Genomic DNA, 16,703 nt, shown 5'->3' with positions numbered 1-16,703 from the left:
GCTCTTAATAAAATCAAAAATAGGGTGGATTGTTTCTGATCTATCGTTTCTTTTGTTACACTAATACCCAACTAATTCTATGAAATTTTATTTCACTTTCTTTTTTGTATGCTGTACTTTACATTTTAGTGCACAAGGCCAATCTCAAACCTTAAGCGCTAAAATTTTAGACTCGATTTCAAAAGAACCTATTCCTTTTGCAACCATCCAGTTCGCTGACGAAGGTGGTGTAATTTCTAATGCCGAGGGTAGTTTTAGCGTGTTGCTTCAGAAAAAAAGTGCGCCAACAGATTCCCTATTTATATCAAGTATGGGTTTTAAAACCTACGCGATTAGTATTGAAAATTTCAAGGATAGCATTGTGCTTTTAGCCCCACAGAGTATTGCGCTAAAAAACGTCATTGTCACCAATAAAAACTACACTGCTGAAGAATTAATTGAATTGGTAGAAGATAATCTGGAAAAGAATTACAATACGTCATTAACTAAAAAAAGATTGTTTTTTAGAGATCATTACCATCAATACATTAACAGAACCAACTATTCAGATTTTAAATCGACGATTGATGCCTTTGACAAACAATTTGTAGATAATTTTATAAATTCAGTTCCTAGAAGCTCTGATTATTACACCGAAGTTTTAGCCGATTTATCAGGAAATTTATCCACCGACAAACAAAAAATAGAGCTTATCAAAGCCTCTAAAATGTACGATAAAAATACGGAAGTCGATTTTGATATTTTAGAGAAAAAACTAGAACAAATTTTAAAAGAAAATGTAAAACCAGATTCGTATTTAAAAATAAAATCAGGTTTATTTGGTACGAAAATAGATAACGACGAACTCTTCGGAAAGGAAATAGATTCAAGCGACGTCAATGCTTTAAACAAAAAAATAGAAGAAGAAAAAAAACGAAAAGAAAATGCCAAACGCTATTTTGCCAATAGCACAAAAAATCAAATCTCTAAGCTTTTTCAAGATTTGATTTTTATGGAAGATACCGATCTTAATTTTATTACAAAATCTAGAAAATATAATTTCACGTTAAAAGAATTGACGTATTTAGGAGCTGATGTCGTCTATGTTTTAAACTTTGAACCCAAAGGAGGCGCAGATTATAAGGGAACCTTATACATTAATGCAGATGATTTTGCCGTAGTACGGGCCGATTATGAAAACGTAAAACCATTAAAATCATTTAAACTTTTAGGTGTTTTTATGAATGAGTATCTAGAAAAAGGAAAAATGATATTTTATAAAGATGCCGCTAATAAATATAATTTGCGGTATGTAGAAAAAGAAGGTGGTGTTTTAGCAGGTGCAAAACGACCACTAAAAATTATAGAATTTAATAAGATTGTAAAAGGTAAAAACAAACAAAATGAACTTTCACTTGATTTTGATGCAGCCGTTACAAACGTAAATAAATATGAAATTGTAGTTTTTGATACCCAAGAAATAAATCCTGGAACATTTGAGGCTATTCAAGAAAACAATAAGATTACCCCTACCTATTTAGCACGTTATGATCCAGAATTTTGGAAAGGCTATTCGATTATGGAACCTAATACCGCCATAAAAACCTTTACCGCAACGGAGGAGAAAACAGAGTAAATACGTCGACTGGTAAGCGAACCCAATAAGATACAAGAATCAAGACCGCTAGACTATTCGCGTGAAGATCACGTCTCCCTACTGTTTTTTAACTGCTTTTGATTATTTGAAGGCTAAATTTCTGAGGCCTCGAGGAATGCAATGCCTTAAAAAATATCTTTTATATAAGCATACAATAATAGTCCCCAACCTGCGACCAAAAACAAACCTCCTATCGGAGTTATTGGCCCCAATATTCTAAGTTTTTTATTTTTTGAGGCACTAATACTAAGGCCGTAGATGCTAAAGGAAAATAAAAATGTACCAATAATAAAGCAATAAGCAATATTGGTTTCTAAGGGTGTTATAAAATTAAAATTGTACCCAATGATCACTAGCAAAATAGCATGATACATTTGGTATTTGACCCCTGTCTCAAAACTTTTTAATTGGTCATCAGACAATGTCTTTTTTAAGGTGTGCGCGCCGAAAGCGCCAAATAGAACAGCTAACATTCCGTACAAGGCACCCATAAATTGAACTAATAAAATCATAGTTTTCAAATTTTAATCAAAGATAAGAATGTTATATCAGTTTTCGGCTCTTGGGTCTTGGGTCTTGGGTCTTGGGTCTTGGGTCTTGGGTCTTTAAATAAACGTAAATCCTTATTCTTTACTTCGTATTCATTTTTCAATAATCTTTTCTTTATATTTAAAGTCTAAACTTCAACTCATGAAAACTATCTACTCGATTGTTATTTTACTAGCTTCCTTTTACTCACAAGCGCAAGGAACACAACTACTGCGACAACCAACAGCATCAGAAACCGAAATTGTTTTTGTGTATGCCAATGATTTGTGGAAAACGAGTATCAATGGTGGCCAAGCCATTCGATTAACAAGTAATGAAGGCTACGAATCTAGTCCACATTTTTCAAAAGACGGAAAAACTATTGCCTTTACAGCGGAATATGATGGCAATGTTGATGTGTATACAATCCCCTCTGAAGGTGGAGAACCAAAACGATTAACCTACCACCCTGATGGCGATTATGTGCAGGGATGGACACCGGACGGCGAAGTGCTTTTCCGTTCTGGCAGAGACGGTCAGCCTACTTTGACCAATAAATTATATAAGGTGTCGGTAGCGGGTAGTTTTCCCGTGGCTATTGATATTCCGAGAGCCGCTTATGGAGAAATTTCTGATGATGGTACATATATTGCCTATACGCCTATTACTTCTTGGGATCCTGAATGGCGAAATTATCGAGGCGGTCAGGCCATGCCCATTTGGATTGTTAACATGGAAACCAAAGATTTAATAACAACTCCCCAACCCACTCAAGAACGTCATTTAGATCCTGTTTGGTTTGATGCTAAGGTTTACTATTTATCAGAACGTGATTTTGCCAGTAATATCTGGTCTTTCGATCCTGAAACCAAAGCAGAAAAACAACTTACTTTTCATAAAAAATTCGATGTTAAAAGTTTAGATGCCAGTAAAAGTGCCATCGTTTACGAACAAGGTGGTTATTTACATCTTCTTAATCCTAAAACAAGTGAAACAAAACAACTTTCGATCACCATCAATGGAGATATGAATTTTTCTAGACCAAGATGGGAAGATGTAAGTGCTAGACAACTTACAAATGCCAATATTTCTCCTACAGGGAAAAGAGCGGTTTTTGAACATCGAGGTGAAATATTCACGGTTCCTAAAGAAAATGGAACTTGGAAAAATATCACGAACACTCCGGGTATTGCAGATCGGGCTCCAGTTTGGTCACCGAAAGGCGACAAAATTGCTTGGTTCTCTGACGCTTCAGGCGAATATCAACTGGTAACCGCTAATCAAGATGGAGCCAATCAAAAAAGTTATAGTTTACCCAATAACACCTTCTATTTTACACCGGACTGGTCTCCTGATGCCAATTATATTGCCTATTCAGATACAGATTACAATATATGGGTTTTGAATCTCAATACCGGAAATGCTGAGAAAGTAGCTACAGATTCGTATGCTCACCCAAACAGAACTATGAATCCTGTTTGGTCACCAGATAGCCAATGGATAAGCTATCCAAAACAATTGGTTAGTAATTTCAAAGCTATTTTTGCTTACAACATAAACAACAAAAAAACCATTCAACTTACAGATGGACTTGCAGATGCTATCAGCCCTGTTTGGGATGAAACTGGGGCCTATCTTTACTTTTTAGCAAGTACCAATTACGGTTTACAATCGGGTTGGTTAGATATGAGTTCTTATGACACCAATGTTACTAGAAGCCTTTATGCCATTGTTCTTTCGAAAGAGGGCAAAGCGCCAACCCTACCCAAAACCGATGAAGAAAAAGCGGTAAGCACTCCTGAAATCGCATCAAAAAATAACAAAAAAGATAAAGACAAAGAAGAAGAAAAAACGCCCAAAGTAAGTGTCACTATTGATGCAGAGGGAATTTATAACAGGATAGTTGCTTTACCATTATCGGATAGAAATTATACGGCTTTAGCGAAAGGGCCAAAAAATACAATTTTCATTGCAGAAGCCGTGCCTAATGAAAATGGTCTCAAATTACATAAATATGATGTAGAAAAAATGAAGGCCGATGAATATGCATCAAAAGTTAATGCCATGGTCGTTTCAAATGATCGCAAGCATATTTTACTCAATATAAACAACTCTTGGATGCTTACTGAAACGGCGTCTAAACCAGATCCAGCTAAAGATAACTTAGCCATTAGCATCAAAATTAAGGTAGATCCAACCGCAGAGTACGAACAAATTTTTAAAGAAGGATGGCGCTATATGCGTGATTTTCTATACGTAAATAATGTACATGGAGCACCTTGGAACACGATCTACGAATGGTATTCGCCTTGGATAAAACATGTACGTCACCGGACAGATTTGAATTATGTGGTGGATATTATGAGTGGTGAAGTAGCCATTGGGCATTCTTATGTTTCGGGTGGTGATATGCCAGATATTGACAATGTACCGGTAGGGCTTTTAGGATGTGACTTAGTCCTTGAAAATGGCTTTTACAAAATTTCAAAAATCTACACTGGGGAAAGCTGGAATCCTGATGCCGAAGCACCGTTAGCACAACCAGGTATTGCGGTAAAAGAAGGCGATTTCATTACTGCTATTAATGGTAAACCCCTGACGGGAACTATCAACCCGTATTTGCTCTTAGAGCAAACAGCGGGTCGCGAAACACGTTTAACCATTAACACCACTGCCCAAAGCGGTGGAAAAGAAATTTTAGTAAAGCCTGTTCGTAGCGATCGAGGTCTAAGAACGTACGATTGGATAGAAAGCAACCGTCGTAAAGTGGATGCGCTTTCCGGAGGAAAATTGGCTTACGTGTATGTACCAAATACAGGAAACGGAGGATATACCTCTTTTAATCGCTATTACTTTTCGCAACAAGATAAAAAAGGAGTGATCATAGACGAGCGTAATAATGGCGGTGGTTCTGCGGCAGATTATATGATTGATATTATGACGAGAGAGCCTTACGGATATTTTAATAGCAAAACAGAAGGAAACCGACCATGGACATCCCCTGCAGCGGGAATTTTTGGCCCCAAAGTGATGCTCATCAACGAACGTTCTGGGTCTGGAGGTGATTTATTACCCTATATGTTTCATATGAAGAAAGTAGGCCCTTTGGTGGGCACACGTACTTGGGGTGGCTTAGTAGGCACCTGGGATACACCACCTTTTATAGATGGTGGTAGAATGGTAGCACCTAGAGGTGGTTTTTATGACATTAATGGAGAATGGGCAGTAGAAGGTGATGGTGTTGCCCCAGATATTGAAGTTATTCAAGATCCGAAATCGTTATTAGCAGGCAAAGACCCACAACTAGAAAAAGGCGTTGAAGAAGCCCTGCGACTTTTAAAAACCCAAGAATTTAGTATAAAGCCTGAACCTGCTCCACCTATTCGTTGGAAACGACCTGAAGGCTATCAAGACGAACGTTAATAGAAGTATTTAACATACCACCAACGAGAAACTAAAAAATTAGATGATCAAACCTTCATTTACTTTAAGAGTAAATGAAGGTTTGTTGGTCTATATTGAAAATCTATTTTTAAAAAAGAAGGCTATTTTAATCAAAGAAGTTTTTATTCACACATCATAAAGGACCACCAATCTCATGAATTCTAAAACTGGTGTTTTCAACTAAAGCCTTAAACACCGGTGCTCCTAAGAGTGAAGGTATCAAAAACATGAATCTAAGTTTTATTTAATTTCAATAGTAATTTCTTTATCACTATCGAGTTCAAAAGAACATTCTTTAAAACTCGGAGGTCCAAAGGTTTTCATTTTCCCAATTGAAAAGCCCAAAGGTTCTTTGGGAATACCCATGAAATTAGTGTCTAATTTTTCATTGGAATTTTCATCATGAAAAACGGCTATCGCATAAGTCCCAGAAGGGATGTCCTCCATAATTAAGACAGTTTTTCCTTTCATAGCCTTTACAGCAGCAGCTTTAAAAACTTTATCAAACCTTAAAAAGTTCTCTGTAGTATTGTAAAGGGCTGCTCTTATTTCACCTTTGGTATTTTTAACATTCGTAATGTGTAAAGTCACTTTATGTTGCGCAAAAATTGTCATAGGAAGTAGTAGTATTAAAAAAAGTAATTTTTTCATAGTGCTAAGTTCAGATTAAAATGTATAAAATACTACCTCATTTGGTTCTAAAAGTATTTTGAATTAAAATCATGAATCATGCCTAATTAAAAAATGTTGAACTAAATTTTTTAAAAGATTCATTTCGAACAACTAATTTGTAGGTCAAGGACCTTTTTCACAGGAGACCTTTTACACCAAGAGCAAATGCATAAATTAGTATCTTTGAATAAAAAAATCATAAATGAAAGCCTTCAGTTGTCTGATTATTTTTGGTGTGTGTTTTATGTTAAATGCACAATCAGTGCATAATGAAATTATAAGCATTGCACCAAATGAACAGAAAGAAATCTATATTCCTGCTTACGATACGGATACCATTAGCTTGAGGATTTCCCTTCACAAAACTAAAAAAGCTAAAAAAAATAGCCTACTAGTTTATGAAAGTTTATCTACTTTAAAAATTAAGGAAGAGTTTACTAAAGTTTTTGAAACACAATTCATGGCTTCAAAAAATGGCATCTTTAAACTGCTGATAAAAAATGAAAATAAAAATTCAGTGGATTATGACCTATCCTATGTGGTAAATTCCTCAAAAAATAAAAAACCTAAAATTGGGTTTTTACAAAAACAAGACACTATTTATGGTCCAGCGGTAGAGCAGTTCATAGATCATAAAGTAGTAGAAACCCAAACCGTTCAGAACGAAAAATTTTATATCAATAGCACTTCAAATGCCCTTGTAAAGGGAGGTAAAAATCGGATTATAATTCCAGTAAACCTGCCCAAAAACACCAAAGAATGGTATTATGTATTCACAGCGTCTAGAGAAGAAAAAGACATTAACACTACTTTATCCTCCTTTGATTTAGCTTCGCAAATTACCAAACTAATTAAAGATGACGCGTCGATCCAAAGTGCTGTAAGTAATTTGAGTCCACCACCAGGGGCAAATATTTGTGACATCTACCTTATTCAGTCAAATACCGAAGCTGAATTATTCAAAGAAAAAGAGGACTTTACCGCTACCCTAGAAGGATCTCGTGAAAACTTTAAATCGGGAATTGTAAAAGTGGCCCATACGGAAAAAAGTTTTTTGGGCATTAGAAATCCAGATAACCTATATGGTATTCATATTGCTATTGAGATTATTGCAATAATAGAAAGAACAGAAAAAGTAAAGAAAATGGTACCTAAGCCTATCATTACTACCCATAAAATACCATATTTCATAGAATGATACAAACCTACGACTATATAATCATCGGCGCTGGTGCCGCAGGCTTACTTTTAGCAGATGCAATAGGAAAAGATCCCTTTTTTAAGGAGAAATCTATTTTACTGCTAGATAAAGATGCCAAACAAACCAATGACAGAACATGGTGTTTTTGGGAAAAAGATGAAGGTGATTTCGATGACATACTTTTTAGAACGTGGCACAGTATTTTCTTCGCTGGAAAAAAATTGAGACAAGAGTACAGCATTGCCCCGTATCGCTATAAGATGATTAAGGGCGAAGATTTTTATGCTAGTTATCTAAGAAAAATAGCGCAGCATAAAAACATTGCTTTCGTACAAGACGAAGTAATTAGCATAGAGAAAACAACTAGCCACCAACTCATAAAAACCCAAAATACTACATATATAGCGGAAAAAGTTTTTAATAGCATTTACGATTATAAAGAACCGCTACTACAAAAAAAATATCCTGTTTTACAACAGCATTTTATAGGTTGGTTTGTGAAAACAGACCAGGCAGCTTTTCATGAAAAAACAGCTACTTTTATGGATTTTTCCATAGCCCAGAAAGGAAATACTCGTTTTATGTATATTTTGCCATTTTCCGAAACAGAGGCACTGGTTGAATATACTTTATTTTCTGAAAAACTACTCGAAAAATCCGAATATGAAGAAGCTATAAAAAAATATCTAAACGATGATTTAGGTATCAGAAATTACGAAATAACTGAGACAGAGAAAGGCAGCATCCCTATGACTTGTTTTAATTTTGCTCAAAAAAACACAGAAACTATTCTATATATTGGCACTGCTGGAGGTTGGACCAAAGCGAGTACAGGCTACACCTTTATGAGCACCAGTAAAAAGGTAAAAAAATTAGTGGCACATTTAAAAAACGAACAGCCCTTGAACACTTTTAATAAAAAAGATAAGTTTTGGTTTTATGACTTGTTATTGTTGGATGTACTTTTTGCCAATAATGCCTTGGGTCAATCTATCTTTGAATTGCTTTTCAAAAAGAGAAGTCCTCAACTGATTTTTAAATTTTTAGATGAAGAAACCAGCTTTTTAGAAGATTTTAAATTTATTAGTAGCCCACCCCCATGGCCTTTTATGAAAGCACTTTTAAACAGAATAAAAACTGGGTTTTGAGCTTATTTAAATTTACAATAAACCTAAACCTCTTAGACCTTTAAATGCCAATTAAACTTCCCGTTGCATTAAGCTCTCTCCGAATTTTTTTAGTAGCATTTTTTTAGCTTCCGAAATAGGTAATTTCTCTAAAACCTGAAAGGCTTTTTCAGTATACATGGCTATCTCTTTCTTAGTTTGTTCAGCGGCACCGCTATTTAAAAAGATAGTTTTAACCGTACTAATTTTATCGGTAACGTCTTTGGGCTGAATTGAAAATAAATGTTCTAATTCTTTAGCTTCTTGTTTGGTAACAGATGCTAAAGAAGTAAGGTATAAAAATGTTTTTTTGTTTTCAATAATATCACCGCCAACTTGCTTTCCAAAAGTTTCTGGATCCCCGAAGGCATCTAAATAATCATCTTGCAACTGAAAAGCTATTCCTAAATTTTTACCAAACTCATAAATATCCTGCTGTGTGTTTTCTGAAACATTCGCAATAATGGCACCCATTTTCATGGCCGCCCCAACGAGCACAGCTGTTTTGTATTCAATCATTTTTAAATACTCTGAAATGGTTACATCGTCACGTGTTTCAAAATCTACATCGTACTGCTGCCCTTCACAAACTTCAATCGCCGTTTTACTAAATAATTTAGCCAAACTTCTAAAAACTTCGCCCTCATAATTCTCAAATAACTGATAAGCATTGATTAACATGGCATCACCAGAAAGAATCGCCGTATTAATATCCCATTTTTCATGCACCGTAAGACTTCCTCTTCGTAGAGGCGCATCATCCATAATATCATCATGAACTAAAGAAAAATTATGAAAAACTTCAATAGCTAAAGCAGCGTCAAGTGCTTTTCTATAATCGGTTCCAAAAATTTCAGTGGTCATAAGCGTCAACAAAGGCCTTAATCTTTTACCTCCTAAACCCAGAATATAGCTGATGGGTTCATAAAGATTCAAAGGTTCTTTTTCCTTGGTTTTTAACTCTAAATAGCTAATAAATGCTGTTCTGTAGGTTTCGACAATTTGCATGCTACAATTTTTTTCAAAAATACGTTAATAAGGTGAATATTCTAATCTTTAAAAAAACCTATTGAGTTCACGTATCCTTAAGCTCTAACTAGCTCCTAGCTTTCTTATGTCACAAAAATTAAAAGAGCCGGTATGAGAACAAGGAATATGTTCTTTCATACTATTTAACATAGACTTCAACAGTACACCAATCAATAGTTAGAACCAAAGCTCGATCTCTTTTCTTTTTGAAGGTAATGCAAACATCGAATGTTAAATAAATGTAAATACTTTGGAAACTTAATTTGTTTTTAAAGTTTCCGTAGTACATTTGCGCGCCGATATGAAAGAAAAAGTTTTAGAAAAAGCAACAGAATTATTTTTAACACTTGGTTTTAAAAGTGTGACTATGGACGATTTAGCCCATGAAATGGGTATCTCTAAAAAGACCATCTACGCCCATTTTGAAAACAAAACCAAACTGGTGGAAGAAAGTACTTCACATTTATTTTGTCGTATTTCAACGGGAATCGATACCATATGCGCTTTGCAAAAAAATCCCATTGAGGAGCTGCTAGACATCAAAAAATTTGTCATGCAGCACTTAAAAGATGAAAAATCGTCTCCCCAATATCAGTTGCAAAAGTACTATCCTAAAATTTATGCTTCCATACGGTCAAAACAGTATGAGATGATGCAACATTGTGTTGTAAACAACATAAAAAAAGGAATAGCAATGGGTATTTACCGTGAAAACTTAAATATAGATTTTGTTTCTAGAATTTACTTTTCAGGGGTCATTAGCATTAAAGATATTAAGTTGTTTCCTCCAGATCTGTTTCCCACCAACAAATTGCAAGACGATTTTTTGGAATACCATCTCAGAGGCATAATTACACCAGAAGGTAGAAAAATATTAAACAATCTCATCAACTCAAACCAAGAATAAATGAACTTTAAATTACTAGTATTACTTGGCATTTTTACCATGCTTAATGGCTTTTCACAAGAAGTTCCTAGAACTTTTACCCTAGAAGAAGCTATCGCTTTTGCGCTAGAAAATAATTATAATGCGATCAATGCCGACAGAGACCTTATAGATGCCCAAAAACAAAAATGGGAGACTATTGCTGACGGTTTACCTCAAGTTAATGCTGCTGTAAGCTACCAAAACCAACTTAAACAGCCCGTATCGTTACTACCAGGAGAATTAGCAGGTGGGGATCCAGGCACTTTTATACCCATCGTTTTCGGACAGCCTCAAACGGCAAATATTTCAGCAACATTATCGCAGCAAATTTTTGATGGTTCTTATATTGTTGGTGTACAGGCGGCAAAAACTTTCATTAGTTATAGCGCTAATAACAAAGAAAAAACAGTTTTAGAGGTAAAAAAAGCCGTTGTTGAAGCTTATGGAAATGTGCTTTTAGCAGAAGAAAGCGTAGCCATATTTAAAAAAAATATAGCCACACTAGAAAAAAACCTTTTTGAAACCAGAAAAATATTTGAAAATGGTTTAGGTGATGAAGAAAGTGTAGAACAATTGCAAATTACTTTGTCGTCTGTAGAAAATCAGTTAAAAAATGCTACTCGGTTGCAAGAAATTACTTTACAGATGCTCAACTTAACATTGGGAATAGCTATCGATACGAATACAATTTTATCTGAAAACTTAGATGATTTAACACTTAAACAAACCGATTTAAGTATTCTTGAGTCTGACTTTAATATCAACAACAACGTGGATTATAAATTAGCTTTAAACTTAAATGAACAACGTTTTTTTGAATTAAAACTTCAAAAAAGTAGAGCCTTACCTACGTTAAACGCTTTTATAAATTACGGCAGTACTGCTTTTAGCGATCAATTTAATTTTTTGAGCGCCGACTCACAATGGTTCGATTCGTCTGTTTTAGGTTTTGATTTAAGTATTCCCATTTTTAGTTCCTTAAAAAGAAGTGCTAGTACCCAAAGAGCTAAAATTGCCTTAGAAAAAGCTAAAACACAATTAACTGAAGCGGAAGAGCAAATACGCTTGCAACTAAAACAATCAAAAAGCAATTATATTTTGGCTATTGAGCAGTATGCAACGAACAAAGAAAATTTAGCACTTGCTGAACGTATTGAAAATAAAAATCAGATTAAATATGCAGAAGGTATTGCCACAAGCTTTGAGCTAAGACAGGCCCAAACACAATTGTATGATGCTCAAAACAAACATTTACAATCGATGGTCGATGTCATCAATACTAAAACTGCCTTAGAAACAGTACTCAACAATAACTAAAGGAAAACCACAAAACATAAACTTAATAAACTTTTTCAAAAATGAAACAGCCCTATATATTCACTATACTTTGTATTTCTATGCTTATCATAGCTTGTGGAGATGATAAAAAACAAACGGTAGAAGAGGTCATAGCGACTTCTAATCCAGAAAAAATAAAAGAAAAACGTGTTTCCTTAGTGGAGGAACAACAAGTTTTATTAGATCAAATTAAAAGCTTAGATGAAGCTCTATCAAAATATGATACGGTAAAAAAAGTACCCTTAATTACTACGTTTACCGCTAAAAATGAAATTTTTAATCACTATTTAGAAATTCAAGGGAATGTAACGACTAAAAATCTAATTGTAATCACTCCGGAGTACAATGGTATTTTAACCGATGTTTATGTAACGGAAGGTCAAAAAGTAAGCAAGGGTCAACTTTTGGCAAAAATTGATGATGGTGGTTTAGGACAACAAGTAGCCCAATTACAAATTCAAACCGAATTAGCAAAAACCACTTTCGAGCGTCAAAAACGTTTGTGGGATCAAAATATTGGTAGTGAAATTCAATATCTACAAGCAAAATCTACCTATGAATCTCAAGCAAGAGCAGTAGATCAATTACAACAACAAATAGCTAAAACTAGAGTTACAGCACCATTTTCAGGGACTATTGATGATGTCATTACCGATCAAGGTAGTGTGGTAGCAGCCGGACAATCGCAATTAATGCGTATCGTAAATTTAGACAATATGTATATTGAAACTGATGTTCCTGAAAACTATATTAGGAACATTACCAAGGGTAAAAATGTAGAAGTGAATTTTCCCGTACTAGGAAAAACAATGCTTGCCACTGTTAGGCAAGCTGGAGACTTCATTAATCCAGCCAATAGAACTTTTAAGGTTGAAGTTGGTATTTCAACGAAAGAAAAAGATATAAAACCAAACTTAACTGCTAAATTAAAAATTAACGATTACACCAATGAAAATGCTCTTTTAATACCACAAAGCATTATCTCTGAAAATGCAGAAGGTGAGCAATACGTATATGTTGTAAATGAAAAAGGCAGTAATAATGAGGGAATTGCTAAAAAGGTAATTATTAAGACGGGTAGAACACAGGGCGACATTATTGAAGTACTTGAAGGTATTGAAAATGGCGCAGAAATTATAAAAGAAGGAGCGCGTAGCGTTGAAGACGGACAAACAGTTAAAGTAATTAATTTATAAACCAAAAAAGTATGACTAAGAAAAAGAAACAAGTCGATAAAGAATTTGGTTTTTCATCATGGGCTATTAACAATAAAACGACCATGTATGTGCTTATTTTGGTGATTTTTTATTTAGGTGTTGCCGCATTTTTCGATATGCCCAGAGAGAATTTTCCAGAAGTAAACGAAACGAAAATTTATGTAAGCTCTGTATTCCCTGGGAATACGGCAGAAGATATTGAAAAACTCATTATTGATCCTTTAGAAGACAAATTAAAAACGGTCAGTAATGTTATCGAAATAACGTCTACTTCTCAAGAAGATTATGGAATGGTAGTGGTTGAGTTTGATGAAAAAATCACTGTTGAACAAGCCAAACAAAAAGTAAAAGACGAGATTGATACAGAGACTTCAAGTGAAGACTGGCCCACTTTTAACGGCGCCAAAGTAGAACCTGATGTTTTTGAATTGAGTTTATCGGAAGAAATGCCGATTCTGAATATCAACTTAACCGGAGATTATCCTATTGAAAAATTAAAAGAATTTGGAGAATATTTACAGGATGAAATAGAAAATCTATTAGAAATAAAGAAAGTAGATATTCGTGGTGCTCAAGAAAAAGAAGTAGAAGTTGCTGTTGACATTTATAAAATGATGGCTTCTGAGGTTACTTTTAACGATATTATAGGTGCTATTAATAATGGCAACATGACCATGTCTGCAGGTAATTTAATTGCCAGTGGACAAAGGCGAACCATACGAATTCTTGGGGAAATTGAAAGTCCGTCTGATCTTGAAAATTTCGTGGTAAAAGCAGAAAACGGTAATGCTATTTATTTAAAAGATATTGCTAATATCGCTTTTAAAGAAGAGGAAAAAACTACCTACGCCCGTGAATCTGGAGCTCCTGTTGTAATGCTCGATGTTAAAAAACGTGCAGGAAAAAACATGGTAGCGGCCGTAGAACAAATTCGTGTTATCGTTGATAAAGCTGTCAAAGATGTATTTCCACCAGACTTAAAAGTTACAATTACCAACGACCAATCATCTGTTACCATTGGCCAAGTTGATGATTTGGTCAACAATATCATCTTTGGAGTAATTTTGGTAGTGACCGTTTTAATGTTCTTTTTAGGCTTTAAAAATGCCATCTTCGTTGGTTTTGCTATTCCAATGTCAATGTTTATGTCCTTAATGATTTTAGAGCTTTTAGGACAAAGTTTAAATACCATGGTGCTTTTCGGACTCATTATGGGCCTTGGAATGCTGGTAGATAATGGTATTGTGGTGGTTGAAAACGTCTACCGCCTTATGGAGGATGAAGGCATGAGCCGTTATGAAGCGGCCAAAAAAGGAATTGGTGAAATAGCTTTTCCTATCATTATATCAACTGCGACTACCGTTGCAGCCTTTATTCCTTTAGGCTTATGGCCAGGTATTATGGGCGAGTTTATGATGATTTTACCCATTACCCTTTCTGTTGTTTTGGGCTCATCACTATTTGTGGCTATCTTTTTTAACTCGGTTTTGGTATCTCAATACATGACTATAGAAGACAAAGCCATGCCTTTAAAAACTATTATTAGAAATACCACTATCATGGCAAGTATTGGTATTGTAGTTTTTATTTTTGGCGGTGCCTATAGAGGTTTGGGTACTTTAATGGTTATTACGGCTTTATTGTTATGGGCCTACCGCTTATTCTTACGTAGTTGGGCTAATAATTTCCAAACAAAAACCTTAGTAAAACTCGAAAATTGGTATGAGCGTCAATTGCGAAGTGCCTTATCAGGTTGGAGACCCTACGCTTTAACTATTGGTACTTTTTTATTGCTAATTTTATCTTTTGTTGCTTTTGGTATATCAGTAGATTCTCAAAGAACTAAAATAGAGTTTTTTCCAGATAACAAACCCAATCAAATTATCGTCTATATTGAATATCCACAAGGAACGGATATTGAAAAAACAAATACAATTACTAAAGAAATTGAAAAACGTGTTTATAAGGTTATCAATGATGACGAGTATACCGACGGTGATTATAACTTTTTAGTAGAAAGTGCCGTATCGCAAGTAGGAGAAGGTGCTGGTAACCCACAAACCGATGGCGGTTCTGCTGCCGAAATGCCACACAAAGCAAAAATAACAGCTTCGATGCGAGAGTACAAATACCGACGTGGAGAAGATAGTGAGTTTTTACGTCAAAAAGTACAAACCGCACTTGTGGGTATTTATCCTGGTGTTTTAATTTCTGTTGAAAAAGATGCGAACGGGCCGCCGGCTGGTGCTCCCATTAATATCGAAATTCAAGGTGATAATTATGATGAATTGATTAGAACAGCTGAAAAAATGCGCGAATTTATCAATACTAAAAATATAGCTGGTATTGATGAATTAAAAATCGATGTCAATAAAGATAAACCCACCATGCGTGTGGAAATTGATAGAAAAAAAGCAGGAGAATTGGGTATTAGTGCTGCGCAAGTTGGGCAACAACTACGTAACTCTATCTTTGGAGCTAAAGCTGGTGTATATAAGGAAGACGGTGATGATTTTGATATTTATGTGCGTTTTAATGAGGCGAATCGCTTTAATACCAGCGCCTTATTTAATCAGAACATTACGTTTAGAGACAATACCGGAAAATTAAAAGATATTCCTTTATCTACTGTCGTTACCCATACAAATAATTCTGGTTTTAGTGCCATTAAGCACAAAGCAACGCAGCGTGTGGTTACCGTATATTCGGCTTTATCGCCCGGTTTTACGGATGCTGGCGCCATTGTAGCTCAAATCCAGAACGAAATGAAAAGCTATGAAGACTTACCTGATAATATAAAAATAGATTATACCGGTCAAATTGAAGAGCAAAACAAGCAAATGGCTTTTTTAGTAGGTGCCTTTTTTACAGGCTTAGGATTAATCTTCTTTATATTGATTTTCCAGTTTAATTCCGTTTCAAAACCTGCAATAATTATGATTGCCATCTTTTTAAGCTTTATTGGTGTATTTGGTGGTTTGGTGATTTCTGGTAGCGCTTTTGTTATTATGATGACGATGGTAGGGATTATATCACTTGCTGGTATTGTCGTTAATAATGGGGTGGTACTTTTAGATTACGCCCAGCTAGTGATCGATAGAAAAAAGAACACCTTAGATCTAGACGAATCTGATTATTTGGAGGAAAATGATTTATTCGAAAGTATCGTTATTGCTGGTAAAGCACGTTTACGTCCTGTATTACTAACGGCGATCACTACTATTTTAGGCTTAATACCCCTAGCCATTGGTTTAAACATTAACTTTTTTACGCTATTTGCTGATTTTGATGCTAATATTTACATGGGTGGTGATAATGTGGTGTTTTGGGGACCATTAGCTTGGACCGTTATTTACGGTTTACTCATTGCTACCTTTTTAACCTTAATTCTCGTGCCCGTTTTATTCTTTTTAATCATGAAGTTTAAGATGTGGTTAAAAGCAAAGGCGAATGCAGAAAATATAAATAAAGAATTGCATCCTTTAGAGGTTTAAATAAAAAAATGTCAATTCATAAAAGTAAAAGCCCCAATGACAAAATTGTC

11 protein-coding genes are annotated in these 16,703 nt (G+C 34.9%); 8 read left to right on the top strand and 3 right to left on the bottom strand.

The features are described 5' to 3' along the window. Nucleotides 1-79: 79 nt before the first annotated feature. Nucleotides 80-1,615, top strand: a complete 1,536-nt coding sequence (locus GQ45_RS11835) for a carboxypeptidase-like regulatory domain-containing protein (RefSeq protein ID WP_047418231.1) — start codon at nt 80-82, stop codon at nt 1,613-1,615. Nucleotides 1,616-1,761: 146 nt separating this feature from the next. On the opposite strand, the gene GQ45_RS11830 is transcribed toward GQ45_RS11835, so the two are convergent. Then, nucleotides 1,762-2,148, bottom strand: coding sequence for a DUF423 domain-containing protein (locus GQ45_RS11830; RefSeq protein ID WP_047418228.1), 387 nt, complete (start codon nt 2,146-2,148; stop codon nt 1,762-1,764). Between the two features lie 178 nt (nt 2,149-2,326). Between GQ45_RS11830 and GQ45_RS11825 the strand changes: the two genes are divergently transcribed. Further along, a complete protein-coding gene (locus tag GQ45_RS11825; RefSeq protein WP_047418225.1) occupies nt 2,327-5,587 on the top strand; it encodes a S41 family peptidase in 3,261 nt (1,086 codons plus the stop codon). A 261-nt stretch (nt 5,588-5,848) separates the two neighbouring features. Here GQ45_RS11825 and GQ45_RS11820 read toward each other — a convergent pair whose 3' ends face one another. Continuing rightward, complete coding sequence (locus tag GQ45_RS11820; protein ID WP_047418223.1) at nt 5,849-6,259, bottom strand: DUF2141 domain-containing protein; 411 nt, start codon at nt 6,257-6,259, stop codon at nt 5,849-5,851. A gap of 223 nt (nt 6,260-6,482) precedes the next feature. On the opposite strand from GQ45_RS11820, the gene GQ45_RS11815 reads away from it, so the two are divergent. Both GQ45_RS11815 and GQ45_RS11810 read left to right on the top strand, forming a co-directional pair. Further along, nucleotides 6,483-7,478 carry a hypothetical protein gene (locus tag GQ45_RS11815; RefSeq protein ID WP_047418221.1) on the top strand — a complete coding sequence of 332 codons (996 nt, stop codon included), beginning with the start codon at nt 6,483-6,485 and terminating at the stop codon, nt 7,476-7,478. Then, a complete protein-coding gene (locus GQ45_RS11810) occupies nt 7,475-8,629 on the top strand; it encodes a lycopene cyclase family protein (RefSeq protein WP_047418218.1) in 1,155 nt (384 codons plus the stop codon). Before GQ45_RS11815 ends, GQ45_RS11810 begins: the two co-directional genes overlap by 4 nt. Before the next feature lie 51 nt (nt 8,630-8,680). On the opposite strand, the gene GQ45_RS11805 is transcribed toward GQ45_RS11810, so the two are convergent. Next, entirely contained in the window at nt 8,681-9,655 is a 975-nt protein-coding gene (locus GQ45_RS11805; protein ID WP_047418215.1) for a polyprenyl synthetase family protein, read from the bottom strand. A 322-nt stretch (nt 9,656-9,977) separates the two neighbouring features. Here GQ45_RS11805 and GQ45_RS11800 point away from each other — a divergent pair, with 322 nt between their 5' ends. From GQ45_RS11800 to GQ45_RS11785, 4 genes are read left to right on the top strand one after another with little or no spacing between them, the layout of a single operon-like run. After that, complete coding sequence (locus tag GQ45_RS11800) at nt 9,978-10,583, top strand: TetR/AcrR family transcriptional regulator (protein ID WP_047418212.1); 606 nt, start codon at nt 9,978-9,980, stop codon at nt 10,581-10,583. Continuing rightward, the gene (locus GQ45_RS11795; RefSeq protein ID WP_047418208.1) at nt 10,584-11,921 is read left to right on the top strand and encodes a TolC family protein; all 1,338 of its coding nucleotides are present in this window, start codon (nt 10,584-10,586) and stop codon (nt 11,919-11,921) included. Between the two features lie 41 nt (nt 11,922-11,962). Continuing rightward, nucleotides 11,963-13,138 (top strand): efflux RND transporter periplasmic adaptor subunit, encoded by a 1,176-nt coding sequence (locus tag GQ45_RS11790; protein ID WP_047418206.1) that lies wholly within the window; start codon nt 11,963-11,965, stop codon nt 13,136-13,138. An 11-nt stretch (nt 13,139-13,149) separates the two neighbouring features. After that, nucleotides 13,150-16,653: an efflux RND transporter permease subunit gene (locus GQ45_RS11785; protein ID WP_047418203.1), complete on the top strand. Its 3,504-nt coding sequence runs from the start codon at nt 13,150-13,152 to the stop codon at nt 16,651-16,653. Nucleotides 16,654-16,703 lie beyond the last annotated feature (50 nt).

The organism is Cellulophaga sp. Hel_I_12 (assembly GCF_000799565.1).
Lineage (GTDB): Bacteria > Bacteroidota > Bacteroidia > Flavobacteriales > Flavobacteriaceae > Cellulophaga.
Note: the sequence above shows the minus strand (reverse complement) of the source record. Positions and strands in the feature narration are given on the sequence as shown.